The sequence below is a fragment of the Bartonella sp. EBT8 genome, from assembly GCF_055796165.1.
On sequence record NZ_JBTTDJ010000006.1, the window covers coordinates 58,965 to 82,619 of the forward strand.

Consider the following 23,655-nt stretch of genomic DNA (forward strand, 5'->3'; position numbering starts at 1 on the left):
CAAAGAGGTTTTCTAAAATTTTGAAAGGAAACATGCATGAAAAAACATCAACCAAGTCCTTCTGCACCATTTGACCCAAGTGAGCTCTACGCAAAGGTTAATAAGCAAAATAGAGGACAGCGTCAAACACGATCAGCAGAAGAGGTTCGAACAGAATCTCCCTATGCCCCGCAAAACCCACCGACAGATGCCAATCCCTATTCAAGACCGCGTAGTGAGCCAACCCTTCGAAAACGAGTGGACCCCTATGCAATAAAAGATCTGTCAGAAGACAATTGGCGCACATCCCTCCAAGAGCCTCCTGAATTGGGTGCGGTTGGTGGACGAGCCCCCCATCAACAAGAATCTCTCTACGCAGATCTTGACTTCAGCGGAAGTGGAGGGCGACAACCCCGACCAAAATCAGAGCATCTCTACGCAGAAGTCGACCCAAGGGGTGGACGGCACCCCGAACGACCAATAGACTCTGTCTACGCAACGCTTGGCATGGGAAGTGGTGGACCAGGCGCTGATCACCGAGAAAATCCTATCTACCAAGGACCAGAGTCAAGAAAAAGAACATCCCCTCCTCAGACCGAGAAGGATTTAATAACTTCAATGCTTTTAAAAAACACAGACTTCCAATATGGTGCAAGCGAAATCCAAGTGTGGTGCGCAACGGTTTATGGTAATCAACATGCTTTGAACCCCCAGCTTGCTCGAATTCTTGATGATCCGAGCAAAGGACGGGAAATCTTACAAGACCTAATGCAAAATCCTGAGGGTCCTGGTAAGCTTGCCGGACAAAAAATACTTGGTGTCAAAAGCCCAGCCCGCAGAGACGCTGAAGATGGTTTTGGTCCCCTTTGTGCAGCCCTTGAAAGACATGTACACGTTGCAGAAAAGCTCCACAAAAATCTCACCCGTGAACACCGCCAAGACAGAGGTGTTGAGAGGGAAAAAGAAAGTCCAGAGCGTCAAGCACGCCATCAGCACCATGAACGCCATCATCGCCAAGGGAGAGAACAAGATTCTCCACAACAAGAAAGGCAACCACGTGGCAGACAGCAAGGTGGTGGCATGGCTTTTGCGATGTAAGCATGCAGAAGAGAGAGAAGCATAAATTCTCGTCGTTTATCTGATCTCTTGGCGCAAAGTGTTGTCTTTCGATTTGCGCCAAGGATGGTTGTAAAATGTTATGAAAAATCTCTCTTCAATAAATTCCATAATTTATATAAGTTATTGATAAAATTTCATAAAATAGCTTTATAAAAGACATAAAGGTCTCTTACAGCAATGGCGAAGAGCCAAATCTTTGCAAGTTCTTGCAGGGGTTGTTCTTTGTCATAAAACTCTCAAACGATAAAGGTGGCGTGTTCACCAAAAAGGTTTTCTGAAACAATTTTGAAAGGAAACAGGCATGAAAAAAAATCAATCCCGTCCGCCACACCATTCAGTACAAGAGCTCATAAAACTCTATGAACAAACTGCCACACAGCGCACTTTCCCAGAAAATCTTTCCACAAAATCTGCCTCACAACACAAAAAACAATCTTCCAGCTTGAAAAAACAACAGCAAAGACACTCTGTAACCAACACTTCAACGAACACTGAAGAAGAGGCCCTCTCCGCATCCGCAACAGCATCTTCACAAAAGCCTCCAAAGGTTCTTTCAGAAGAACAAATTATGCAGCTTCTTCCGCACAGCCAATTGGTAAAATCATATCGAGAGAAGCTCCAAGATTTATGCCAAAGTGCTTATGGCAACACAAATATTTTACAAGAAAAAATGGAGGAAATTCAAAAAAATCCCACACTAGCAGAGAGCCTCTCCTGGCAACTTACAACACATCCTGAAAGTGTGTCTAAACTTGCCGGTATCAGCTTCTTAGGCATAAAAAATCGTGCACGCAGAAATGCAGAAGAAAATCTTTCTACCCTTTGTAGCACTCTTGCTGGTTATGGAGAAGCTGTAAAATATGCAAGAGAAGAATTGGTCATGACCCCAGACGCAGTGCTCGTCCATTATGAACAATCAATGGGAAGTGAAGCAATAGCCAAAATTCTACAAAGCTCAGATCATCCTGAAAGGATGCACCCCCCCCTTTCGAAAGCAGAAATTTCTACCATGGTTGAGGAAAATTCAGCGATCAAAAGGCATCATGCACAAGTCAACCATTGGAGCAAAGTTGTTTTTGGCAGCTCCACTATTTTTACCGAAAAAATGAAAGAGATTCTCCAAAATCCTGCTGTAGCAGAGGAATTCACATGGCAACTTGCAGCTTATCCCCAATCACTTCGCTCCTACGCTGGTCTGAACCTCTGTGGCTTTAAAAACAGTGCACGCCGACATGCTGAAGCAGGTCTTTCTCACCTCATTGACGCGGTTGACAACTACGCAAGTGCGGTAAATTCGCTACAAAATCACCTTCTACAATCCCATCAAAAACAACAAAAACACCACGATCCCTCTGCTCAACGAGCGAAAAGCTTACAAAGACAGCAAGAGTCACCAAAAGCTTCTAAACTGCCTGAATATTTATCCTCTACCTCACAGCATGAGTCTAGTCAAACCTCTGGGCATTCATACGAAAAAGGTCCAACCGTTCGTCCTCGTAAAGTTTTATGCCAAAAAACGATAGCCTTCTCTAGCTAAGCATGGAGAAGTTTTAGTTTCCAATCGTGTCTTTTGACACACTTCTCGCAAAGGTGAAGAAGGAATGAAATAAAAAGTTTTATCATAATTCTCCTCAAATTTGTTCTAACGGGTTCATATGACAGCATCTTTAATGACAAATATTGATGATCATCTCTATCAAAGAATGCAAAATTTTTTGAAAGCATCCAATTTTAGCATTCTCCATAAAAAGTGATGAAAAAGCATGAAGATGAAGAGGAGCTTGAAGAACTTTTCGAAAGCAAATCGTGTAAAAATTTGAAAGGAAACATGCATGAAAAAAAGACAACCTTCCCCTGCTATAGCAAACCTGATGGAAAAATTTCAAGGACCGCAAGAACAATCAACCCCAATATCCCCTACCCCAAATGTTTCCCCAAAGGAACAAACACCTCCTCACCACCAACAACCAACACAAGCCGTACAGGAAAGCGTTCCTTCGCAAAGGACATCTCCTGTAAGCGAAAAGCAACAAAGCACCATAGCAACACAAGAGAGCCCAACACCACAAACAAGGGTTTCCCCTCCAAGACCACCGCGTGCGCACGAGAGAAAGTTAAGCAACCAAGCGGCACAAGACAGCCAAACACTACAAACAAGAACTTCTCCACCAAGACCACCGCGCGCAAGAGACAGAGAGTTAAGCAACCAAGCGACACAAGACAGCCAAACACTACAAGCAAAGTTTTCCCCTCCAAAACCGCCCCGGGCGAAAGCTATGCAGAAAGACAGCTCTTCCTCTCAAGATAGTGCAGGACTTTATGCAACAGCGGTTCCACCAAAACCACCTCGTACGAAAGCCATGCAGAAAGACAGCTCTTCCTCTCAAGACAGTGAAGGTCTCACTGCAACAGCCGCTCCTCCAAAACCACCTCGTACGAAAGCCATGCAAAAAGACAGCTCTTCCTCTCAAGATAGTGCAGGACTTTATGCAACAGCGGCTCCACCAAAACCGCCTCGTACGAAAGCCATGCAGAAAGACAGTTCTTCCTCTCAAGATAGTGCAGGACTTTATGCAGCAGCGGCTGCGCAAAAATCACCGCACTTCAGCGACAAAGGGCAAAAGCGTGCAACGCTTACTTCCGCAAGAATAACCTCCTCTCTCTCTCCAGAGGAAATTCTCGACAGAGTTAGAAGCAATGCGCTGGTCCTAATCTGTAAAGACAGCGTCAGAGGTTTGTCTCAAACTGTTTATGGCAATCCAGATATTTTTAATCAAAAACTTGCAGAAATTGAAAAAAGTCCTTCCCTAGGCGAAAGCCTTTCATGGCAAGTTGCAGACAATCCTAAACTTGTTGGTAGACTTGCTGGAAAAAAAGTTCTTGGTATAAAAAATCAAGCACGCAAAGAGGCCGAACAGCAGGTTCCCTCTCTCTGTTTTGCCCTTGAAAATTATGCCGAGACTGTAAAACGAGCAAGAGAGAATATTTTTCAGGCCCGTTTAGGAAGAAGACCACAGCATAGAGCATCAATGGACCTAAAGACTCTCGCTGAAGATTTACAAAAAAAACCGCATCAAGCTGAGCAAGAAAGAGATACCCTTTCACCGAAGGAACTTGCCCGCAGAGTTAAAAGCCAGACACCAGTGAAATATTGTCATTCAGAAGTCACTTATTGGTGTGCAGTTGCTTTTAATGATCCGGGCATTTTGCAGTATCGGATTGAAGATATTGAAAAAAATCCTGCCATGGGAGAGGAAGTTGCATGGCAAGTTACACATCATCCTCAATTGTTTGGTAAACTTGCTGGTCGCAATTTCCATGGCTTTAAAAGTAATGCACGCAAAGAGGCTGAAAGTGCTCTTCCCTATCTAGGGGAAGCCATTGAAGGTTATGCAGAAGCTCTAAAACATGCAAAAGAGCACATTGTAGAAACCCATCAACAACAACAACGCCATACCCCTTCTAGCAGCCTAGAGAGAAACTTGCAACAACAAGACCTCTCGAAGCCTCATAAACAACTTGAACGCTCACCAGAAAATCTCCACCCAAAAGCTGCTGAAGCTTCTCTGAAGCAAGCGGAAAAGGGCAGTCTAGAGGAAAGCTTGCAACCACAGCATCCCCCCTTAAAACCTCATAAAAAACTTGAGCGCACACTAAATGTCCACCAAAAAGCTGCTGCCTCTTCCCTGAAGCAAGCAGAAAAGAGCTCTCAAGACGTTCGACCACGCAAAGTTGAGAGAGAAGGAAGTCGAGCTCTGAGCTGCTAAATAGACATCAACTTTGGTCTTTCATTTGGTCCCTTAAAGAGAAATTATATCAAGGAATAGTGTGCAATACCCCAGCAAAATTTTACCAAATATCTCGCTCACCCTAAAGAATTGAGAAAACAAAATGTTGTTCTCACTCTCTCTCTCAAAAGAAAGGGAATAAGCGTATTATGAAGCGTTTGACACAAGCAAGCAGACCCCATATGCTTGCAAGGATAACGCTTCATTTAAAATAAAAACGCTTGAAATTTTAAAAGAATGTGTAAAGAAAGATTCCATCAGAAGAATTAAAGACTCTGATAAACCGAGCTCTATGACAAGGAAAGATCCCTCTCTTTGAGCATAATTTTCTTTATCCAAAAAGGATCACACTGAAAAAAAAGAAACAAAAACGCTTCCAAGATTACCAGTGCAGTATGCCGGCAATTGTGCCAAAGAAATTCTTCATTGACACCAAGAAGCACCACCGCAAAGGCTAACATCAGCAAATCTGCGCTCCCTTCATCACACTTTATTGAAAAATACTTTTGAAGCGGCTAGCTCTGCCCATGAAAAACCATTCACCTTTGCACAGAACACTATCGCTCGTCCGCCAGAGTTGAAAAAAAACGATCTTGTTTTGCATCGGAAAGCATAAGGATTAAGAGAATCTTGAAAATGAAGACCGAACACTGAGATAATAATTTGCCAAACTTAACCCGCAAAGCATGGATTGAAAATGCCGCTAAAATCATGACACAGTTAAACGACACGCATCCTTTCATAAAAGACAATGAACGCACGCAACAGATGTTTTTTGACAAACTTGCTAACGTTGCAAACCACATATGTGCCTTTTTTCTTATGACAGAAAAACGCATAAATCTTACCAGTCTTGCATCCCTGAAAGACAAAAATTGACAACCTATGTAAGATTTGTTTAAAGATATCTCCAATCCAAAAAAGCGCTTGTTTTAAAAGAACGCATGGAACATAGAGATTTTGGGCTCAAGATTCTTCCTCATCATCTTATGAGCGAGGGTAAAACCTTTAGGGGCTCTCCTAGAGGTATCAATGTGTTGATTTATAATGATAATTTATCGTTTTTCCTCTCGAATGAGCCCCCCGAATATTGTAAGGTTCTCTTAATCTTAAATCCTCTCATTTTGTATCACTCATAATCATTTATTTGCACGTCCTAAGCAGAGTTGATGTGTGGGTAAAAACTCTCAAGAAAGGAGCAAAAATACCTCTTACGAATCGTCTGAAGAGCAAGGGCTGTCGCAACATTGGGGGGCGGTAAAGAGGATGACAGGGCCAGCTTGCACCTTCATAAGGGTAAAGATAGTGGTGCTCAATGGCGGTAGAGCAAATGGTTTCATGTTTATTTCCTCAAAGGAAAAGTCCCCTAATGATAATTTTAAAAAGCAAAACAGAGAGTGTGAAAACAAAAAAATGCCCTCTGTATCATAACCAGAAAAAACGCAATAAAAGTCCCAACAAAAATAATCATCACTCTTAATCTACTCTCTGGACGTTCTCTTCTATTCGTGACAAAAATCCTCTCTCTTTAGTTTAAGAGAAAGAAACTTTATTTCTTTATGCATATTCTAAAAACTTTCATACAGGAGCAACAAGCACACTTTAAAACGCTCCAAGCACTTTTGATGAGAAATAAGCGCCAGCATAAAACACTTTAAAAGAGTATTTATTAACACTATTGTATTAACACGCTAATCAGATTTTTATAATCTCATGATTTATAGTCATCTTTTATTACCTGTCCTTTATGAAAAACCCGATGTATTTTTATGATTTTAATTAAAAAATTTGCAACTGTTGCTTCTGGAACCCTGATGAGCCGTATTTTTGGCTTTATCCGTGAAATGCTCATGGCGGCAGCTCTTGGAACTGGCCCTGTTTCCGATGCATTCAATGCAGCATTTCGTTTTCCCAATACATTTCGCCGTTTTTTTGCTGAAGGCGCCTTTAACGCAGCTTTTGTTCCTCTTTTTTCGAAAAAAATTACTGAAGATGGTGGGGAAGCTGCTTGCAAATTCGCAGAAGAGGTCTTTGGCGTTCTCTTTTCGCTGCTGTTACTTTTAACCATTGCCATGGAACTCAGTATGCCTTTTTTGGTACGAACGATCATTGCTCCAGGTTTTACAGAAGATGCGACAAAATTTAACGCAACGATTCATTTTACCGCAATCATGTTTCCCTATTTAACTTGCATGTCTTTAGCAGCAATGATGGGGGGCATGTTGAATGCTCTACGGCGCTATTTTATCGCAGCCGTAGCCCCCCTCTTCTTGAACATTATTCTCATCGGCGTGCTTGCCTATGCTTGGTTCTATAAGCTTGATGCTTGGCATATCGGCTTAAATCTTTCTTGGGGTGTCTTAGCGGCAGGCATTCTCCAACTCACCTTAATCGCTATTGCTTTGCGTCATAGTGGAATGAAGATTTTTCTTCGCCGCCCCCATTTCAGTCCCAATGTTCGCAAGCTTTTAACTTTAGCATTCCCTGCCGCCATCACAGGGGGGATCACGCAAATCAATTTGCTCATCAATACCAATATTGCTTCCAGCCAATCGGGTGCTGTATCCTCTTTGATGTATGCTGATCGTCTTTATCAATTGCCCCTAGGCGTCATAGCAATTGCCGTTGCAACGGTTCTTTTACCAGAATTAACAAGAGCACTGCGTAGCAAGAAGCATGAAGAAACGCATGATTTACAAAATCGCTCCATTGAACTCACCCTGTTGTTAACACTTCCTGCCTCTGTTGCCTTTTTGCTGCTCTCCACGCCCATTGTCAGTTTGCTTTTTGAGCGTGGGCAATTTACCAGTGAGTCAACGCACCATGTTGCACAACTCCTTAGACTTTATGGATTAGGGCTTCCAGCCTTTGTCCTCATCAAGGTGTTTATTCCCAATTTCTTTGCCCATGAAGATACAAAAACGCCGATGATTTTCACTGGTATTTGCGTTTTCATCAATATCAGTCTTGCTTTAACATTGTTCCCCCTTTTATCAGCCCGCGGCATTGTCATTGCCGAAATCACCTCTGGATGGGTTAACACACTGTTGCTTTGTAGTATCCTTATCAAACGGAGCTATTGGAAAGTTGATGCACAACTGATAAAGCACATTGCCTGTCTGATATTCGTTACTTCTTTAAGCACGATAGCCCTTCATTATCTTCTCGATGAGCTTGGTTTTTTGTCTATTCCCCTCTCCTCACAAGCATCCTTTTTCTTGCGTGCAAGCACGCTTGCAGGGATCATGCTTGCCCTCCTCTTGGTCTATTTCAGCGCCTATTTTTTAATGAATAAGCGCTCCTTTTTTCTCACCTTCAAAAATTTTAAAAAACGGCTGTAATATTTTATCTTGCTTTCAGAAAAGCGTTTTGACACAAAACGCAAAAGAAATAACTTTATTGAGGAAAGAACACTTCTATGGACACTTTCACACCGCTTGTTTTTTCTGGTGTACAACCAAGTGGTAATTTACATCTTGGTAATTATCTTGGCGCTATCCAGCATTGGGTTGAGCTACAAACCTCTTATCAATGCCTCTATTGCGTTGTCGATATGCACGCACTCACAGTAAATCCAGATCCCCTCGTTTTGACTGAAGCAACCAGAGCCGTTACAGCCGCCTTTTTAGCAGCGGGTATTGATCCTCAAAAACACATTATTTTTAACCAATCTCGGGTTTTTCAACATGCCGAACTCGCATGGATTTTCAATTGTATTGCTCGCATTGGTTGGCTCCAACGGATGACGCAATTTAAAGATAAAGCAGGAAAAGATCGTGAAAAAGCATCCCTTGGACTTTTTGCTTACCCAAGTCTGATGGCCGCTGATATTTTACTCTATCGTGCCACCCATGTTCCAGTTGGTGAAGATCAAAAACAGCATGTTGAACTGACGCGAGACATTGCCCAAAAATTTAACAACGACTATTCTGATCGTATTGCAAAATTAAATTGTGCTGTTTCGATGCAAATGGGTGAGGAAGAAAAACAAGGTTTTTTCCCAATACCAGAAGCCCTGATAGGAGAGACAGCGATGCGCGTTATGTCTCTACGCGATGGAACAAAAAAAATGTCAAAATCAGATCCTTCAGATTTTTCGCGCATTAATTTAACCGATGATGCTGATCTTATAGCCAAAAAAATCCGCAAAGCAAAAACGGACTCAGCCCCTCTTCCCGATACACTAAAAGCTCTCGAAGGACGACCAGAGATTGACAATCTTCTTGGGATCTATGCCGCCTTTGCACAAGTGAACAAAGAAAAAGCGCTTTTAGAATTTTCAGGGCAACAATTTTCACTATTCAAAACAGCCTTAGCAGACCTTGTTGTCCATAAACTTGCCCCAATAACAGAGGAATTGCGTCGATTGCATCAAGACAGCGCTTATATTGACTCCGTTTTGCATGATGGCGCACACCGTGCTAGCGCATTAGCAGAAAAAAATATGAAAAAAGTCCGTGAAATCGTTGGATTTTTGCACGATACATGAAACAATAGGATTTCAATCATCAAGAGGATAGAGAGAAAACCCATGGTTTCTAAGCAAAAAAATCCAAAAAAACAGCACAAGAAAAAAATTTTGGTCATCATTGATGAAACACCAGAATGTCGGCGTGCTGTTGCTTTTGCCGCACAACATGCACAAAATACCAATAGAACACTGGTCTTGCTCTGTATCGTTGACAGTATAGAATTTCAACATTTTTTGGGTGTCAATAACGTTATGCGCACAGAATCAACGCAAAGTGCCTATAAAGTGTTGCGAGAAATTGCTCATGATGTCCGCACCACACATGCTCTAGAAACAGAAATGATTATCCGCGAAGGAAAAAAAATTGATGAAATTTCTAAACTCATCGATGAAGATAAGGAAATTGCACTCATTGTTTTAGCAGCCAGTGCACACGCAGAAGGACCAGGACCACTGATTCAAATGATTGGTAACAAGGGGACAGCTTTTTCAATTCCTGTCACTGTCATTCCAAGCAACCTTGCCGATGAAGACATTGAATTGATTGCTTAAAAGCGCGAAGAAGCGTCATCATATTCCTCATCCCTCACAAAAAAAGGAGAGTTCTATGTTTATTCAAACAGAAACCACGCCCAACCCTGCAACACTCAAATTTCTACCAGGTCGTGTGGTTCTTTCCGAAGGAGTATTAGAATTTCGCGATCGTGAAGAAGCGGCTAAAAATTCACCTCTGGCGGCGAAACTGTTTAATATTCCAAATGTCAATGGTGTTTTCTTGGGTTATGATTTCATCACTGTCAGCAAAAAAGAGGGGGAATGGCAACATCTAAAACCAGTTATTTTAGGCACAATTATGGAGCATTTTCTCTCCGGTGATCCAGTTATCACCGCCAACGCTTCTACACAAGCGCAAACCCATGCCCTTAACGAAGAATTTTATGATGAGAAAGATGCTGAGATTGTCTTAACAATTAAAGAGCTTCTCGAAACACGCGTTCGCCCAGCTGTTGCCAATGATGGAGGAGATATTACTTTTCGTGGATTTGAAAATGGTATTGTTTACCTCAATATGCGAGGAGCATGCGCCGGATGCCCCTCTTCGACCGCAACACTCAAACATGGCATTGAAAATCTTTTGCGGCATTTTATTCCAGAAGTTTTAGGTGTAGAAGCAATGCCGCAATAAAAAGCAAAGCGACCGATAAGCAAATGCTACAACCAAAAGAGTCTTAACCACACTGTTACAAAAATGTCCACTTATGAAGGTACAAGCCGGCGCCATCATACTCTTTACCAGCCCCCAATGTTGCGACAGCCCTTTCTATTCAGACGATTCATAAGAGGCATTTTTACTCTTTTCTAAACTGTTTTCTACCCACACGATAACCCCGCTTATGGCGTGCAAATAAATGACTTTAATTGATTGAACATAAGCAGGTTTGAGATGAGAGAATCTTACAATATTCGGGGGTCTCATTCAATAGGAAAAACAGTAAATTATCTTTATAAATCAATGTGTTGTACGCCTCTAACACAACCACAGCACTCCAATAGTGCAAAAGAAACACTCGAATCCCTAAAGCCAATACGCTACACAAGGTACTGTCATGCAAACAAAGTGATACATCTATAGCTCCGTTGTTTCATCCCCCTCATTCTTTCATCCTATTACTACAGCACATTGATTTATAATGATAATTTATCATTTTATCTGTTGATGTGAGACCCTTGAATATTGCAAAACCCTCTCATTTTGTATCAATCATAATCATTTATTTACACGTCACAAGAGGGGCTGGTGTGTGGATAAAAACTCTAAGAAAAGAGTAAAAATGCCTCTTATGAATTGTCTGAATAGCAAGGGCTGTCGCAACGTTGGGGGCCGGTAAATGAATGATGAGGCCGGCTTGTCCTTTCACAAGCGTAAAGATGGTGGTGTTCAATGGCTTTATCGTTATACTATCCACGGGTAGTGTCGTAAAATGGGTTTTGATGCTTTAAGAAATGTTTCTTAAAAAAGCTCGTGAATGTGCAACCCAATGGCGTTCTATTTTGCCACAAGATCTTTGATATTGGCGCCAAAACATCTTAGCAAACTTTAAAAGAAGAGAAGAGATCCTCCTCTCTTCATCACAAGCAAATGCACTTAAACAAACAGCAAGTGCTTCAACTCGATACCGCTTAAATTTTTTTAACAAATTCTGATTTTAAGCCAATTTGGCCAATTCCAGGAATCTTACAATCAATATTATGATCCCCATCAACCAGGCGAATATTCTTCACCTTAGTCCCAGTTTTGAGAACGGAGGCTGCGCCTTTTACTTTAAGATCTTTCACCACCATAACGCTATCGCCATTTGTCAAAACCTGACCATTCGCATCATAAACAACCTCCGAGGCAAAAGAATCTTCCCTCTTTTGTGGCCACTCATGGGCGCATTCAGGACATAAGAAATTTTCACCCTCTTCATAAGTATAAATCCCACCACAGTGCGGACATTTAGGGTATTGATTCATAAGATTACCTCTAATTTATTCATTCAAGAAAAGTCATCCCTCTGAGCCCTCAATAGAGCAATATATCCTCACTGTCCATTGCTAAAGCACAACACAAACATGGCATTTTTCTAAAATGCTTCGCGATTAAAATCATCTCACAAGAAATAAAAGCGAAATTTTGCTAAAGACCAAAACATCTTCTAAAATAACATGACCATCAAAACACTTCTTAAAAAAATGCATCAATGAAGCATAAGATCTCTTGGCACAAGAAGAGCACAGTGCAACCATAAGAAAAAATCACAGAAAAAATGACACTCTCTTGATCCATTTTTATCTTTATGAAAGGGCTTAGAAAACCATTCCGCCCCTTCCACCTCTAAACATTGGGGGCATTGGGATCTCTTCTTTAGCATTTCAACAACTATTGCCTTGTATCGTGATAAGAAGGTTCGCAATTAAAGCAGCATGGGCAAGAGCACAACGGACAACCTTCACGCGATCAACTTCCCAAAGCAATCAAATCAGCAACTTCACGCGATACATATCTCAACAATACGCCGCTCTGGTATACCGATAAAGCCATTGAGCACCGCCATCTTTACGCTTATGAAGGGACAAGCCGGCCTCATCATACTCTTTGTCAACATCCAATGTTGCGACAGCCCTTACTATTCAGATGATTCATAAGAGGCATTTTTACTTCTTTCTTTAAATCTTTACACACACGCCAGCCCCACTTCTGACGTGCAAATAAATGATATCACTTGATTCAAAATGAGAGGATTTAAGAGAATCTTACAATATTCGGGAATCTCATTCAATAGGAAAAACGATAAATTATCGTTATAAATCAACCAATTAGCATCGATTAAAAAAGGGTTAAAAAAAACGGGCCCAATGGACCCGTCCTCTTTATTTTTATGAAAGGGCTTAGAAATCCATTCCACCCATTCCACCCATTCCGCCACCAGGCATCGGAGGCATTGGGGTTTCTTTCTTTGGCATTTCAGCAACCATTGCTTCTGTCGTGATAAGAAGGCTCGCAATTGAAGCAGCATTCTGAAGAGCAGAACGCACAACCTTCACAGGATCAACAATTCCCAAAGCAATCAAATCACCGAATTGACCGGTTGCAGTGTTGTAACCATAGGTATCGGCATTGTTTTCCAAGACCTTACCCACAATAATTGCTGCTTCTTCACCAGCATTCGTTGCAATTTGACGAGCTGGTGCTTGGAGTGCACGACGAACAATATTAATCCCAGCTTCTTGGTCAGGATTGTTTCCTTTAACGGTCAACGCATTTGCTGCACGCAACAATGCGGTACCACCACCAGCAACAATACCTTCTTCCACAGCAGCACGTGTTGCATTCAAGGCATCATCAACACGATCTTTCTTTTCTTTCACTTCAACTTCTGTTGCACCGCCAACACGAATAACGGCAACACCACCAGCGAGTTTAGCAAGTCTTTCTTGCAATTTTTCACGATCATAGTCAGAAGTTGTTTCTTCAATTTGTGCTTTGATTTGATTAACGCGTGCATTAATTTCAGCTTTTTGCCCAGCACCATCAATAATCGTGGTATTTTCTTTCGAAATATTCACTTTCTTAGCCCGTCCAAGCATATCCAAAGTGACATTTTCAAGTTTAATGCCCACATCTTCAGAAATCACCTGACCCGATGTTAAGATTGCAATATCTTCAAGCATTGCTTTACGACGATCACCAAATCCTGGCGCTTTCACGGCAGCAATTTTCAAACCACCACGCAACTTATTAACAACGAGTGTTGCCAAAGCTTCCCCTTCAACATCTTCAGCGATGATGAGCAATGGCTTACCAGACTGAACAACAGTTTCAAGCACTGGAAGAAGAGATTGGAGATTAGACAATTTCTTCTCATGAATGAGAATGTAAGGATCATCGAGATCAGCCACCATTTTCTCAGCATTGGTGACGAAATAGGGGGAAAGATATCCACGATCGAATTGCATCCCTTCCACGACTTCTAATTCCGTTTCAGCAGTTTTTGCTTCTTCCACGGTAATGACGCCTTCATTGCCTACTTTTTCCATAGCATCAGCAATCATCTTACCGATTTCTTCCGCACCATTAGCGGAAATTGTTCCCACTTGTGCAATTTCTGCTGAAGTTTGGATTTTCTTCGCTTTTTGGAAGAGATTTGCTACCACTTCATCGACAGCAGCATCAATTCCACGCTTAAGATCCATTGGGTTCATACCAGCAGCAACGGCTTTTACGCCTTCTTGAACGATAGCTTGTCCCAAAACAGTTGCCGTTGTTGTTCCATCACCAGCAATATCATTGGTTTTGGAAGCCACTTCACGCAACATTTGCGCACCCATATTTTCGAACTTATCTTCTAGTTCGATTTCCTTTGCAACGGATACACCATCTTTTGTGATGCGAGGTGCACCAAATGATTTATCGATCACCACATTGCGCCCTTTAGGGCCGAGGGTTACCTTAACAGCGTTAGCAAGGATATCAACACCGCGCAACAAACGCTCACGCGCTTCACGGCCAAACTTGACTTCTTTAGCAGCCATTTAATTTCTCCTTGAAATTATCTCAAATAGTACAAAACAAAAAATTGGGATTCTTAAATTAGCCTAGAATACCCATAATGTCAGATTCTTTCATGATGAGGAGATCTTCCCCATTAATCTTTACTTCAGTGCCAGACCATTTTCCAAAGAGGATACGGTCCCCTGCTTTCACTTCGAGAGGCACACGCTTTCCGTTGTCATCAAGAGCGCCATTGCCAACAGCAATAATTTCACCTTCTTGAGGTTTTTCCTTTGCAGTATCAGGGATGATAATGCCACCAGCGGTTTTATTTTCAGATTCAACCCGACGAACAACGACACGATCGTGAAGTGGGCGGAATTGTATATTAGCCATGTTTTAAATCCTTAAAACTTAATATAATTGATAAAATTGAATTAATCTTAAGTTCTTGCTAGCACTCTCAAACTACGAGTGCTAACAGCAGTTGGAATATAAAATCGCTGCTCACAGATGTCAAGGATGATTAATAAAATAATTTCTCTAAAGAGCCTTCAAAGGCTTGCCTCTCTTTTCTATTTTGCGTTATCTAGCTTTTTATTAAATTTGCGAACAAAAAGGATCTTAGTCATGGTTGAAACACGTCAGGAAACCGATAGCTTTGGAACGATTGCCGTACGGCAAGATCGTTACTGGGGTGCACAAACTGAACGTTCTCTGCATAATTTTAATATCGGCAGTGAAAAACAACCTCTCAGCATCATTTATGCCTTAAGCCTTATCAAAAAAGCAGCAGCCATTGTGAATATGGAAAAGGGCAAACTTTCAGAAAAAATTGGCAAAGCGATCATTACAGCTGCTGACGAAGTGCTCGCAGGGGCATTCGACACCCATTTTCCCCTTTCTGTTTGGCAAACCGGCTCTGGAACCCAAAGCAATATGAATGTCAATGAAGTGATTGCCAACCATGCCAGCATGCTGTTAGGAGGAAAATTAGGCAGCAAAAAACCGGTTCACCCCAATGACCATGTCAATATGAGTCAATCCTCAAATGATTCTTTTCCCACAGCGCTTCATATTGCCACCACATTGCAAACACGCCAACACTTATTTCCCATTCTTGAAGCCCTTATTATGACTTTAAAGAAAAAGGAGGAAGAATTTGCCGACATCATCAAAATCGGCCGGACTCATACCCAAGATGCAACCCCTCTCACTCTCGCACAGGAATTTTCAGGCTATCGTTCTGCCTTAGAAGCCAACCGCCAACGCATTGAAACAGCTCTAAGCGATGTGCAAATGCTTGCCCAAGGAGGCACAGCGGTTGGAACAGGGCTCAATGCACCGCAAGGTTTTGATGTTGCCTTTGCGCAAACAATCAGCACCCTGACAGGGATCACTTTTAAGACCGCTGACAATAAATTTGAAGCTCTTGCCCATCATGGAGCCCTTGCACATTTCCACGGCAGTCTCAATGCTCTAGCCGCCGATTTATTCAAAATTGCCAATGACATTCGGTTTTTGGGTTCAGGTCCACGTTCAGGATTGGGAGAACTAAATTTGCCCGAAAATGAACCAGGCTCTTCTATCATGCCGGGTAAAGTCAATCCCACACAATGTGAAGCAATGACGATGGTTGCCTGCCAAGTTTTTGGCAATCATACCAGTGTAACATTTGCCGCAAGTCAGGGACATTTTGAACTCAATGTTTATAAACCAGTGATTGGCTATAATGTTTTACAGTCGATTACGCTTCTTGGTGATTGCATGCGCTCTTTTGATCTCCATTGCATACAAGGGTTACGTGCCAATCGAATCCATATTCACACTCTCATGGAACGCTCCTTAATGCTGGTAACAGCTCTTGCCCCAGAAATTGGCTATGAAAAAGCTGCTGAAATTGCCAAAGCAGCCCATAAAAATGATACAACGTTGCGTGTTGAGGCCATAAAAGCAGGCGTTTCTGGGGAAACTTATGACCGACTGGTTGATCCTAAAAAGATGATTCAACCGCAATAAGCTCGCACAACGAGCCCGCATAATAAACAATAAAAGCAGCAAAAATCTTGATTGATGAAAACATCGGACCTTTTACGGTCCGATGTTTTCTCTCTTCAATGCGTTCACAATTACCGAATGCAAAAATCTAATTTTTTGCGCAAAGATCAAGGACATAACGCAACGCACAACACCCTCAAGAGAGCAGCGGAGAGACTTATGCCAGAAACCTCGAAAGCGCTCCACTCGACAAAAAGCGCTTCACACCACAGAAAAGAAGAAACATTTTAATCAAAAGCTTTATGTCATAATGTCGGGCTTTTCACGACCCAATTGCTGTTTTATATCCAACAATTTGAACGCAACCTGTTGCAAAGGCTGGATAACCCTTTGCGGATCTTGAAAATGTTTGCGTGGATCGCCTTCATACTGCTCAAAATAAAGCCGCAAGGTAGCCCCCACCGTTCCCGTTCCCGATAAGCGCACCACCAACCGTGCTCCATTTTTGAAAAAAATACGCAGACCTTGCCTGCTACTCACACTCTGATCAACGGGATCATGATAGGTAAAGTCCTCTGCTTTTTCGACCAAGAGTCCAGCAATTTCGGTTCCCGCCCGTGGTAAATGAGCCCGCAATTGCTCTATAAGTGCATTGGCTTTTTCCTCGTCCACTTCTTCATAATCATAGCGCAAAGAGTAAAAACGTCCATAGGTAGCCCAATGATGGTGCACAATTTGTGCGACAGTTTTCCCTGTCACCGCCAAAAGATTTAACCAAAACAACACCGCCCATAAACCATCCTTTTCGCGAATATGATGAGAGCCTGTTCCAAAGCTTTCTTCCCCACAAAAGGTTACTTTTCCCGCATCCAAGAGTGAGCCAAAAAACTTCCAACCCGTTGGTGTTTCAAAACAATTTAACTGTTTTTTTTCAGCAACCAAATCAACAGCACGCGTTGTTGGCATAGAGCGAGCGACCCCCACAATGCCTTGGCGATACGCTTTAATGAGATGTGCATATTCCACCATAATCGCCAAGGAATCAGAAGGCGTCACAAATTGCCCACGCCCAATAATGAGATTACGATCCCCATCCCCATCAGACGCCGCCCCAAGATCAGGCGCTTGCTGCAACATTAAAAGATCATAAAGCCCCTTGGCATAAACCAAATTGGGATCTGGATGTTCTCCTCCAAAATTGGGTAAGGGAACACCATTTACCACCGTTCCTTCAGGAAATCCCAAACATTTTTCAAAAATTTCATAGGCATAAGGTCCGGTTACCGCATGCATTGCATCAAAGCGCAAAGTTAAGCCTTCTTTCACAGCCTGAGCAATACAATCAAAGTCAAAAATCTCCTGCATCAAAGCGACATAATCGGCAACGGGATCAATAATATCAACCCGCATATCCCCTAGAAAAGTTGTCCCTTCTCTTTCTAAATCAATATCTGGCGCCTCAAAGATTTTATAAAAAGAAAGCTGCTGTGATGTGGTGAAAATCTCTTCACACAGAGAAACGGGAGCAGGTCCACCATTGGCAATATTGTATTTGATGCCACAATCCCCCTCTAAACCACCAGGATTATGGCTTGCTGAGAGAATAAGCCCCCCATGGGCATGCGTTTTGCGAATAAGATGCGAAACAGCCGGCGTGGAAAGAATGCCCCCTCTTCCTACTTTTACGCAAGCAATACCATTGGCCGCTGCCATTTTCAGCACAGTTTGCAAAAGGGTAGCATTAAAATAGCGCCCATCTCCGCCAAGAATGAGACATTTTCCCTCAAGATCTGCAATGCTCTTAAAAAGAGACTGGATAAAATTTTCCACGTAATGGGGTTGTTGAAAAACCGACACTTTTTTACGCAAACCAGAGGTTCCCGGTTTTTGATCATCAAAAGCCGTTGTTAAAACTGTCTTTATCATCGCAAAGGTGCCTTCATACTCTCCCCTTTAATTTTAAAGTGAATATCACACAAAGTCGACCATTAATTTCCCTTGACGCAACAATGAAATACTTGCACACTCATTAAGTATAGAAGACTTTTTAAGACACCTTCTTGAAAGCATATTTAAAAATGAGGTTTAAGTGCATATTTAAAGAAGGGATCTATTTCGAAACGCAATTTTCACAAAAATACAGGAGCATAATTATGATAAAAAAAACCGTTCCCAATGTCACTTTCCATACACGTGTCCGCGATGATTCCGTTGGTGGAGATAATCCGTATCGATGGCAAGAGGTTCACAGTGATGCGTATTTTAAAGGAAAACGGGTTATTCTTTTTTCTCTTCCAGGAGCTTTTACCCCTACATGTTCAACCTTTCAACTGCCTGATTTTGAAAAACTTTATGATGAATTTAAAAAAGCAGGCATTGATGAAATTTATTGCCTTTCCGTCAATGATGCTTTTGTCATGAACGCTTGGGGAAAGGCGCAAGAAATTAAAAATGTAAAATTAATCCCTGATGGTTCGGGGGAATTTACCCGCAAAATGGGGATGTTAGTTGCAAAAGACAATGTTGGTTTTGGCATGCGCTCATGGCGTTATGCCGCTGTTATTAACGATGGTGTCATTGAAAAATGGTTCGAAGAACCAGGTTTTTCAGATAATTGTACGACAGATCCTTATGAGATTTCTTCACCAAAAAATGTTTTAAAAACCTTACAAGGCTAATTTCATCTCTCATTCAAATATTTAAAAGCACAGATTTCACGGCATAAATTCCTTCGCGAGGATGAATTTGTGCCGTTTGTCTTTTAGAAATTTTTGAGTGCAAAAAATGTAACGAGAATATTTTACGAAACGCACATATCACTCTCTCATCATACCAACCCTCATAATGATTGAAAGAACAACCCTCCATCCTCATGGAGACTAAAGAAAGATCCATTGTAAGAGATGTCAAAGAGGTATACCGTCCCCCAAACAGCCTCCGTATAGCAGTCTCCCCCCCTCATCAAAAGGGGGACTTTTTATGCAATTGCGAGGACTATTCATCCTCAATTTTATTTTTTAAAATCATTGACTCTCAAGAATTAAGATTTCTTTTTAAATTTCAAAATGATTTCTAAAACAACTGCTTATTCGAGGGATCTCCCGTGAAAACCGCATCCATTTCTTCATCTTCATCAAAGTCACACTCTTCATCACCTCTTGCAACCCCAAAAATATCTGGATTTACAAAATAACAATCCTTTTTTGTTCCCTTCGCTATAATTTTGTTACATTCTAATTCGTCAATACCTTCTTTAAAAGTTGTAAAATTAAGGTATTCTGGTTCTTTACTGAAAAAATTCACAAGACAAGAATTCAGTGAGAATATCCTGATTTAATGTTACCTGATCAAACCATAAATCCACTTCATCCTCCTCTAACATTTTCCCCACTTGCCACAACATAACAAAAAACTTTTCATACCAGTAAAGGAGAGTCCAAGGATCATACGCCGACTATCAGACGCTCCTGAAAATGTGATTTGGGACAGATCTTCAAATTCGAAGTGTGAAGAAGGAAGCTGAAATGATTTTCCAATATCCTCAGGTCTTTCAAGAATAAAAGGATTTCGTTCATAGAGCAAGGTAAAATCATATTGGGCCATTGTATTTCTCCATTAATGCATTGTAATGCATTGATTTTATGAAAAAACGCATATTACCAAACAGTTACCATTATAGGCACTGACAATTGATCCCAATATTTTCCTGTAAAAATTGTTCGATTTAAGTCATTCAATTATTTTTTAAACTTAAAAAGTCTTTTCAGATCAAACTCTTTAATTCTCCCTTTCAAGAAGGCTAGATTTTGTTGTGCCACTAAGAAGAGCACATCAAAGGATTTGATGCCAACGGATGAGAATCCAAAGCTTAAGCGAATATAATTATTGTCAATATTTTTGTAAACTTTTTGAGAATCGTTCCGTAAAGCCCTTAAATTTCTCAAGATTTTTTGGTTGTTAAAGTTTTTTGGTTATGAAGATGTTATCATGCCCCTCAAAAGGACGCGTTTTTAGTAAAGCGTGCTTATACCTCTTAAGAAATCTCTCATTGTTGCCGCACTGGCTCAAAAAATAACTCGATTTTGCATAAGAACATCAAGACATAGAAACAAGAAAAGTACAGATTTCAAAAATTGAAGCTCAAATTTCCCAAATATCGCTCACAATTCTTTCCATAGGAACTTTTACCATCATTGCCTTTGTGTTTTCAAAATATCCTGCACTGCTTTGACCAATTGCTCTTCATCAACCATCACTTGCGCTGGTCGACTTTCGCGCCATGTTTGGTTATCCTTAATTTCATGAGACAACCGCGCTCCTTCAATCAAATCTTTGATCTGTATTTTTCCGCACTCACGCTCTTGTGATCCTTGAATGACCACGCAAGGCGCTTTTCGCCGATCAGCGTATTTCATCTGCGCCTTCATCCCCGCTGCTCCTAAATAGAGTTCAGCACGAATTCCGGCACCACGCAATTTTCTGACCATTTTTTGATAAGCAGCAACAGCCTCAGGCTCTTTATCCATCATCAGCACCACAACCGGTCCTAACGTTTCCTTCACCGGCAATTTTCCGAGATTTTGCAAAGCAGCAATCAAGCGAGAGACCCCAATTGAAAAGCCCGTTGCTGGAACATTTTCTCCGCGAAAGCGAGCCACCAACCCATCATAGCGCCCGCCCCCCCCAACAGAGCCAAAGACAACCTTTTGTCCATCATCATTGAGCACATCAAGCAGTAAGGTAGCCTCAAAAACAGGCCCCGTATAATAATCCAAACCCCGCACCACCGATGGATCAATTTTGATACGATTCTCAGCGCCATTCGCGACAAAAATTGCTTGCATTTCCTCAAGCTCACGAATTCCTTCAAGCCCTTGATCGTGATCACCAACCACTTTTCTCAAAGCATCAAGGGTTTCCTCTGCTGTTTTTGCTCCAGCAGCAGTTAAGGAAAGAATACACTCAATATCTTTATCCTTAAGCTCCGCCCCTTTTGTAAAATCACCACTTTCATCCAAACGCCCCCTCCCTAATAGCAAACGCACCCCTTCAGGACCAAATTTATCCAACTTATCAATTGCCCTTAAAACAGTTAAGCGTTTTTCAAGCTGTTCATTTCCTGCCAAACCAATCAACTCTAAAACACTCTCGAGAATTTTTCGGTTATTAAGACGAATAGCATATTCATGATGCTGAAACCCTAATTTTTCCAAACTATCGGCTGCCATCATGCAAATTTCAGCATCCGCTGCCACTGTTGGCGCTCCAACAATATCGGCATCAAATTGCATAAATTGCCGAAACCGCCCTGGTCCGGGCTTTTCATTGCGAAAAACAAAACCAAGACGATAACTCCGATAAGGTTTTGGCAAAGTTTCAAAATTCTCTGCAAAATAACGTGCAAGTGGCGCGGTAAGATCATAGCGCAAAGACACCCATTGTTCATCATCATCTTGGAGTGAAAAAATCCCCGCATTGGGACGATCTTCATCAGGTAAAAACTTACCCAACACATCTGTATATTCAAAAATCGGTGTTTCAAGCGCTTCAAAACCGTAAAGTTCATAAACTTCACGAATTTGTGCAATCATGGTCTCAGTTGCATATAATTGCGCATTTGTGCGATCAACAAAACCACGCGGTAAACGAGCTTTGGTTTTTTCTTGTTTCGATGACATGCTTTTCTCTAACAACAATTTGGTTCACGGATGACTTGTGTCTATCTTATAGGAACAAAGGCTGCAATAACTTTATCACTCTCAACCCAGCACAATAAAGACCACCCCTCGCTTTCCAAAGAGGAGACTCCTCACCTTTAAGCGTATAAAAACACGCGCACTTTTAATCGCAAAATCCCAGCTTTCTATGAATATTTTTCCAATTATCACTTAAAAAACCAATTATCGCTAAAAAAAATGACCCGCAGCCACAAAACTCTCCGCAATAATTTCCTCACAAAACTTCCCCCTACCATCCCCCGCAATGATTTGCTTATTTGCTCCTAAACAATGCCTCTCAAAACACATCTCCTACACTCTTTTCCCTCCATTCCCCTTCCCTTAAAACACCTTCTCATGCGCCCTCCAATCTCAAGAAACCCATGCATGTTTTCTTGAAAGCATCAAAACAGCTGCTGATTTCAGAGGAGCTAAAATCATTTTTCGAGAAAAAAGCACCCTCCTTATAAGAGCTTGATAGATTGATTGCCTCTGCAAAAAATCTCAAGGCATCAGTGTGCTTTTCGCTTGCTGTGCAAAATGATTGATCAGCGTTTTTAAATCCGCACTGTTACGACCAGCATCTGTAATCGACCTTGAAATTGAGGGAATAATATTCTGCCACAAATTTTGCGGAAACTGGTTTGTCAGTTGAGGAATTGTTCCCCCCTGAGCCCCAATCCCTGGAACAAGAAACAGACTGTTTTTTAACTGTTCAATTGTCTCTCTCGATTCACTGCCCAAAGTTGCTCCAATGACCGCCCCGATGGGCCCAACCGCACAATGCCCAACAGCATAATGTTGAGCAACAGACTGACTATTATAATCACAAAGGCGCTGTGCCAAATGAACAGAAAGTGTCTGATCACCGATGCGCGCATTTCGAAGTGTCTCCCCCTCTGGATTCGAAGATTGAACAACCACAAAAACCGCTGCTTCTGTTTCTTCAGCAATTTTAATCAGAGGGATCAACGCATCAAACCCCAGAAAAGGATTAACTGTCATGGCATCCGCCTTGAACGCACTGCTTAATCCGAGCCAAGCTCTCCCATAAGCTTCAATAGTAGAGCCAATATCCCCCCTTTTTGCATCAGCAATCACCAATAAGCCTTGTTCGCGTGCATCTTCAATGAGCTCTTTGAGCACTTGAAGACCTTCCACACCATACAACTCAAAAAAAGCGACTTGCGGCTTTATCACACCCACTTTACCAACAACCGCGGCTAAGAGGATGTCACAAAACTCTTTTAAGCCTTTATAATCGCAACTTAAATTCCATGATTGCAAAACTTTATGACTAGGATCGAAACCAACACAAAGTGGTCCATAGATTTCACGGTTTTTAAAAAAAGTCGAACAAAACATTCTCACACCCAAAACACTCTCTCCTTCCATTTTCGATAGGAACGAAAAAGGAATTTATTGAAAACCGAAATTTATTTTTCACAATGAACCGGTACCATAGTTCCCATGCAAAAGAAAATATTTTCCTATTTCACGACAGAACAAACAAGACAAGTGATTATTTCACAACACATCATGCTTAAC

Annotated in this window: 17 protein-coding genes and 1 pseudogene; 9 read left to right on the forward strand and 9 right to left on the reverse strand. The window is 41.6% G+C overall.

Annotated features, from left to right (window positions below):
* Nucleotides 1–36 precede the first annotated feature (36 nt).
* From AC0QT4_RS05500 to AC0QT4_RS05530, 7 genes are all read left to right on the forward strand, one after another.
* Entirely contained in the window at nt 37–1,077 is a 1,041-nt protein-coding gene (locus AC0QT4_RS05500; RefSeq protein ID WP_473200711.1) for a BID domain-containing T4SS effector, read from the forward strand.
* A gap of 322 nt (nt 1,078–1,399) precedes the next feature.
* On the forward strand, nt 1,400–2,635 hold the full coding sequence (locus tag AC0QT4_RS05505; protein WP_473200712.1) for a BID domain-containing T4SS effector: 1,236 nt from the start codon (nt 1,400–1,402) through the stop codon (nt 2,633–2,635).
* Nucleotides 2,636–2,930: 295 nt separating this feature from the next.
* The gene (locus AC0QT4_RS05510; protein ID WP_473200713.1) at nt 2,931–4,865 is read left to right on the forward strand and encodes a BID domain-containing T4SS effector; all 1,935 of its coding nucleotides are present in this window, start codon (nt 2,931–2,933) and stop codon (nt 4,863–4,865) included.
* 1,790 nt (nt 4,866–6,655) lie between these two features.
* Nucleotides 6,656–8,227, forward strand: coding sequence for a murein biosynthesis integral membrane protein MurJ (gene murJ, locus AC0QT4_RS05515; RefSeq protein ID WP_473200714.1), 1,572 nt, complete (start codon nt 6,656–6,658; stop codon nt 8,225–8,227).
* Between the two features lie 77 nt (nt 8,228–8,304).
* Entirely contained in the window at nt 8,305–9,375 is a 1,071-nt protein-coding gene (gene trpS / locus AC0QT4_RS05520; RefSeq protein WP_473200715.1) for a tryptophan--tRNA ligase, read from the forward strand.
* A 42-nt stretch (nt 9,376–9,417) separates the two neighbouring features.
* Nucleotides 9,418–9,909: a universal stress protein gene (locus tag AC0QT4_RS05525; protein WP_473200716.1), complete on the forward strand. Its 492-nt coding sequence runs from the start codon at nt 9,418–9,420 to the stop codon at nt 9,907–9,909.
* 55 nt (nt 9,910–9,964) lie between these two features.
* Complete coding sequence (locus tag AC0QT4_RS05530; protein ID WP_473200717.1) at nt 9,965–10,543, forward strand: NifU family protein; 579 nt, start codon at nt 9,965–9,967, stop codon at nt 10,541–10,543.
* Between the two features lie 995 nt (nt 10,544–11,538).
* On the opposite strand, the gene AC0QT4_RS05535 is transcribed toward AC0QT4_RS05530, so the two are convergent.
* The 4 genes and pseudogenes from AC0QT4_RS05535 to groES form a co-directional block, all read right to left on the reverse strand.
* Nucleotides 11,539–11,874 (reverse strand): zinc ribbon domain-containing protein YjdM, encoded by a 336-nt coding sequence (locus AC0QT4_RS05535; protein WP_473200718.1) that lies wholly within the window; start codon nt 11,872–11,874, stop codon nt 11,539–11,541.
* 549 nt (nt 11,875–12,423) lie between these two features.
* A pseudogene (locus AC0QT4_RS05540) lies at nt 12,424–12,553 on the reverse strand (integrase); the annotation flags it as partial.
* 236 nt (nt 12,554–12,789) lie between these two features.
* The gene (groL, locus tag AC0QT4_RS05545; RefSeq protein WP_473200719.1) at nt 12,790–14,433 is read right to left on the reverse strand and encodes a chaperonin GroEL; all 1,644 of its coding nucleotides are present in this window, start codon (nt 14,431–14,433) and stop codon (nt 12,790–12,792) included.
* A 58-nt stretch (nt 14,434–14,491) separates the two neighbouring features.
* On the reverse strand, nt 14,492–14,788 hold the full coding sequence (groES, locus tag AC0QT4_RS05550) for a co-chaperone GroES (RefSeq protein ID WP_004865053.1): 297 nt from the start codon (nt 14,786–14,788) through the stop codon (nt 14,492–14,494).
* 234 nt (nt 14,789–15,022) lie between these two features.
* Between groES and fumC the strand changes: the two genes are divergently transcribed.
* Nucleotides 15,023–16,411, forward strand: coding sequence for a class II fumarate hydratase (gene fumC / locus AC0QT4_RS05555; RefSeq protein ID WP_473200720.1), 1,389 nt, complete (start codon nt 15,023–15,025; stop codon nt 16,409–16,411).
* Between the two features lie 279 nt (nt 16,412–16,690).
* Here fumC and AC0QT4_RS05560 read toward each other — a convergent pair whose 3' ends face one another.
* Nucleotides 16,691–18,316 carry an alpha-D-glucose phosphate-specific phosphoglucomutase gene (locus AC0QT4_RS05560; protein ID WP_473200721.1) on the reverse strand — a complete coding sequence of 542 codons (1,626 nt, stop codon included), beginning with the start codon at nt 18,314–18,316 and terminating at the stop codon, nt 16,691–16,693.
* 227 nt (nt 18,317–18,543) lie between these two features.
* Between AC0QT4_RS05560 and AC0QT4_RS05565 the strand changes: the two genes are divergently transcribed.
* Nucleotides 18,544–19,068, forward strand: a complete 525-nt coding sequence (locus AC0QT4_RS05565; protein ID WP_473200722.1) for a redoxin family protein — start codon at nt 18,544–18,546, stop codon at nt 19,066–19,068.
* A 394-nt stretch (nt 19,069–19,462) separates the two neighbouring features.
* Here AC0QT4_RS05565 and AC0QT4_RS05570 read toward each other — a convergent pair whose 3' ends face one another.
* The 4 genes from AC0QT4_RS05570 to pyrF form a co-directional block, all read right to left on the reverse strand.
* On the reverse strand, nt 19,463–19,693 hold the full coding sequence (locus tag AC0QT4_RS05570) for a hypothetical protein (protein ID WP_473200723.1): 231 nt from the start codon (nt 19,691–19,693) through the stop codon (nt 19,463–19,465).
* Between the two features lie 72 nt (nt 19,694–19,765).
* Nucleotides 19,766–19,993: a hypothetical protein gene (locus tag AC0QT4_RS05575; RefSeq protein WP_473200724.1), complete on the reverse strand. Its 228-nt coding sequence runs from the start codon at nt 19,991–19,993 to the stop codon at nt 19,766–19,768.
* Nucleotides 19,994–20,580: 587 nt separating this feature from the next.
* Nucleotides 20,581–22,068: a histidine--tRNA ligase gene (gene hisS / locus AC0QT4_RS05580; protein WP_473200725.1), complete on the reverse strand. Its 1,488-nt coding sequence runs from the start codon at nt 22,066–22,068 to the stop codon at nt 20,581–20,583.
* Between the two features lie 543 nt (nt 22,069–22,611).
* Nucleotides 22,612–23,472: an orotidine-5'-phosphate decarboxylase gene (gene pyrF / locus AC0QT4_RS05585; protein WP_473200732.1), complete on the reverse strand. Its 861-nt coding sequence runs from the start codon at nt 23,470–23,472 to the stop codon at nt 22,612–22,614.
* Nucleotides 23,473–23,655: the final 183 nt, after the last annotated feature.

Bases quoted from the DNA above. Each gene is read 5' to 3' on its own strand.
- trpS (WP_473200715.1), top strand. From the start codon at position 8,305: ATGGACACTTTCACACCGCTTGTTTTTTCTGGTGTACAACCAAGTGGT.
- pyrF (WP_473200732.1), bottom strand. From the start codon at position 23,472: ATGTTTTGTTCGACTTTTTTTAAAAACCGTGAAATCTATGGACCACTT.
- groL (WP_473200719.1), bottom strand. From the start codon at position 14,433: ATGGCTGCTAAAGAAGTCAAGTTTGGCCGTGAAGCGCGTGAGCGTTTG.
- AC0QT4_RS05500 (WP_473200711.1), top strand. From the start codon at position 37: ATGAAAAAACATCAACCAAGTCCTTCTGCACCATTTGACCCAAGTGAG.
- AC0QT4_RS05535 (WP_473200718.1), bottom strand. From the start codon at position 11,874: ATGAATCAATACCCTAAATGTCCGCACTGTGGTGGGATTTATACTTAT.
- fumC (WP_473200720.1), top strand. From the start codon at position 15,023: ATGGTTGAAACACGTCAGGAAACCGATAGCTTTGGAACGATTGCCGTA.
- AC0QT4_RS05560 (WP_473200721.1), bottom strand. From the start codon at position 18,316: ATGATAAAGACAGTTTTAACAACGGCTTTTGATGATCAAAAACCGGGA.
- AC0QT4_RS05525 (WP_473200716.1), top strand. From the start codon at position 9,418: ATGGTTTCTAAGCAAAAAAATCCAAAAAAACAGCACAAGAAAAAAATT.
- hisS (WP_473200725.1), bottom strand. From the start codon at position 22,068: ATGTCATCGAAACAAGAAAAAACCAAAGCTCGTTTACCGCGTGGTTTT.
- murJ (WP_473200714.1), top strand. From the start codon at position 6,656: ATGATTTTAATTAAAAAATTTGCAACTGTTGCTTCTGGAACCCTGATG.
- AC0QT4_RS05530 (WP_473200717.1), top strand. From the start codon at position 9,965: ATGTTTATTCAAACAGAAACCACGCCCAACCCTGCAACACTCAAATTT.
- AC0QT4_RS05565 (WP_473200722.1), top strand. From the start codon at position 18,544: ATGATAAAAAAAACCGTTCCCAATGTCACTTTCCATACACGTGTCCGC.
- AC0QT4_RS05510 (WP_473200713.1), top strand. From the start codon at position 2,931: ATGAAAAAAAGACAACCTTCCCCTGCTATAGCAAACCTGATGGAAAAA.
- AC0QT4_RS05575 (WP_473200724.1), bottom strand. From the start codon at position 19,993: ATGGCCCAATATGATTTTACCTTGCTCTATGAACGAAATCCTTTTATT.
- groES (WP_004865053.1), bottom strand. From the start codon at position 14,788: ATGGCTAATATACAATTCCGCCCACTTCACGATCGTGTCGTTGTTCGT.
- AC0QT4_RS05505 (WP_473200712.1), top strand. From the start codon at position 1,400: ATGAAAAAAAATCAATCCCGTCCGCCACACCATTCAGTACAAGAGCTC.